The following is a 1,757-nucleotide window of genomic DNA, read 5'->3' on the forward strand; positions in this document are numbered from 1 at the left end:
CGCGGCGGCCGGGCGGCCGTCGAAGTGCCCCAGGAAGACGGCGGGCTGCGGATCACCGAGCAGACGGTCGTCCGCCTGGCCGGGACCATCGCGGCCGACCGGGCGCCCGCGGGCGTGCGCGTCTCGGCCGTCGCCGTCGAGGACGGCGTCGTGCAGGTGCTGGTGTCGGTCCGCTTCGGCGTCGTCGCCGACGAAGCCGCCGAAGCGCTGCGGCGGGAGGTCACCGCCGAGCTGTCCAGGCAGCTGGGCGTCGAGACCGCGGTGAACGTGCACGTCGTGGACGTCCACCCGGACTGAGCGGTCCCCCGATCGGGTGAGCTTGCGTGAGGGATTCGCGCTCCCGGGCATCGTAAGGGCGAGAGACCGCCGCGAGAGGAGCCAGCACGCATGCACCCGGAACGGACCGAGAGCCCCGGCACGGTGACACCGCTCAACGAGGAGGGCGCCGCCGGCCGCACCACGATCTCGTCACTGGTCGTGCAGAAGGTGGCCGGGCTGGCCGCCCGCGAGGTCGCCGGCGTGCACGCACTGGGCGGCGGCGGGGTGTCCCGCGCGATCGGCGCGCTGCGCGAGCGGATCCCCGGCTCCGGCACGGTGACCACGACCGGCGTGTCGGTCGAAGTCGGCGAGAAGCAGACCGCGATCGACCTCGACGTCGTCGTCGAGTACGGCGCCCGGATCACCGACGTCGCCCGCGCGGTGCGGCGCAACGTGATCACCGCGGTCGAGCAGATCACCGGGCTCGAGGTGATCGAGGTGAACATCGCGGTCAACGACATCCACCTGCCGGGCGACGAAGAGCCCGAATCCACGCGGGTGGAGTGACCGGGCCCGCGCGGGAGGACCCGGAAGGCCGCGCGGCCTTCCGGGCGTTCGTGCGCGCGCACCACCCCGACGTGGGCGGGGACCCGGCCGAGTTCGCGGCCGGGCTGGCCCGCTTCCGGGAGTCCACCGCGGACGACCGCTTCGACGCCCCGGTCACCTTCGCGCGCCGCCGCCGGGGGCTGGCCGCGCTGGTGTCCCGCTTCCGCCGCCGCCCGCCCCGCGTGCGGTGACCGCCCCGCCGGGGCAAGCTTTTCGTTCGATCCGTCCAAGGAGGACATGTGAACGCAACGCAGACCGGGCTCCTGGCCGGGCTGGTCCTCGGCCTCGCCGCGACCCAGGGGTTCACCGCGTTCCTGGTGACACTGGCCGTCGGGATCATCGGCCTGGTCGCCGGCCGGGTCCTCGACGGCGAACTCGACCTCGGCGAGCTGTTCGGCAAGGGCCGCGACAAGTGAACCGCGCCCTCGACGTGCCGCGCGAGCTCGCCGAACCGGACGAGCGCGGCACCCTCACCATCGGCCACGCCGTGGTGCGCAAGGTCGCGCAGCACGCGGCCGACCAGGTGCCGGGTACCGCGCACGACGGCAAGAAGGGCGCGAAGGCCAAGGTCGGCGGCCTCGACAACGACGTCGACCTCGCCTTGGACCTCGCCCTGCGCTACCCGGGCGCGGTCCGGGCGGTCGTCGGCGACGTGCGGCGGAAGGTCACCGAAGAGGTCGAGCTGATCACCGGCTACCACGTGCGGACGCTCGCCGTGACCGTGTCCGCGCTGCTGCCCGAAGCCGCGCCGAGGGTGCGGTAGCCGTGCGCCCGTTCGTCCGCATCCTGGCCACGCTGCTCGGCCTCGCCTTCGCGGCCGCCGGGGCGCTGCTCGCGCTCGAGGTCGGCTGGCACTGGTGGCGCCCGGCGGCGGCGCCGCTGGTGGTGCCGTG

General features: G+C 74.6%; 5 protein-coding genes. All 5 read left to right on the forward strand.

Annotated features, from left to right (window positions below; all coding sequences use genetic code 11):
- On the forward strand, window positions 1-297 hold a 297-nt coding region (locus tag G3I65_RS32400), incomplete at its 5' end, for an Asp23/Gls24 family envelope stress response protein (RefSeq protein WP_160699473.1).
- A 90-nt stretch (window positions 298-387) separates the two neighbouring features.
- A complete protein-coding gene (locus G3I65_RS32405; RefSeq protein ID WP_125315829.1) occupies window positions 388-825 on the forward strand; it encodes an Asp23/Gls24 family envelope stress response protein in 438 nt (145 codons plus the stop codon).
- A complete protein-coding gene (locus tag G3I65_RS32410; protein ID WP_160699474.1) occupies window positions 822-1,055 on the forward strand; it encodes a hypothetical protein in 234 nt (77 codons plus the stop codon). Before G3I65_RS32405 ends, G3I65_RS32410 begins: the two co-directional genes overlap by 4 nt.
- A gap of 48 nt (window positions 1,056-1,103) precedes the next feature.
- Entirely contained in the window at window positions 1,104-1,280 is a 177-nt protein-coding gene (locus tag G3I65_RS56605) for a hypothetical protein (protein WP_086865721.1), read from the forward strand.
- Entirely contained in the window at window positions 1,277-1,627 is a 351-nt protein-coding gene (locus G3I65_RS32415) for a hypothetical protein (protein WP_309235840.1), read from the forward strand. Before G3I65_RS56605 ends, G3I65_RS32415 begins: the two co-directional genes overlap by 4 nt.
- Window positions 1,628-1,757: the final 130 nt, after the last annotated feature.

The organism is Amycolatopsis sp. SID8362 (assembly GCF_010550475.1).
Classification (GTDB): Bacteria; Actinomycetota; Actinomycetes; order Mycobacteriales; family Pseudonocardiaceae; genus Amycolatopsis; species Amycolatopsis eburnea.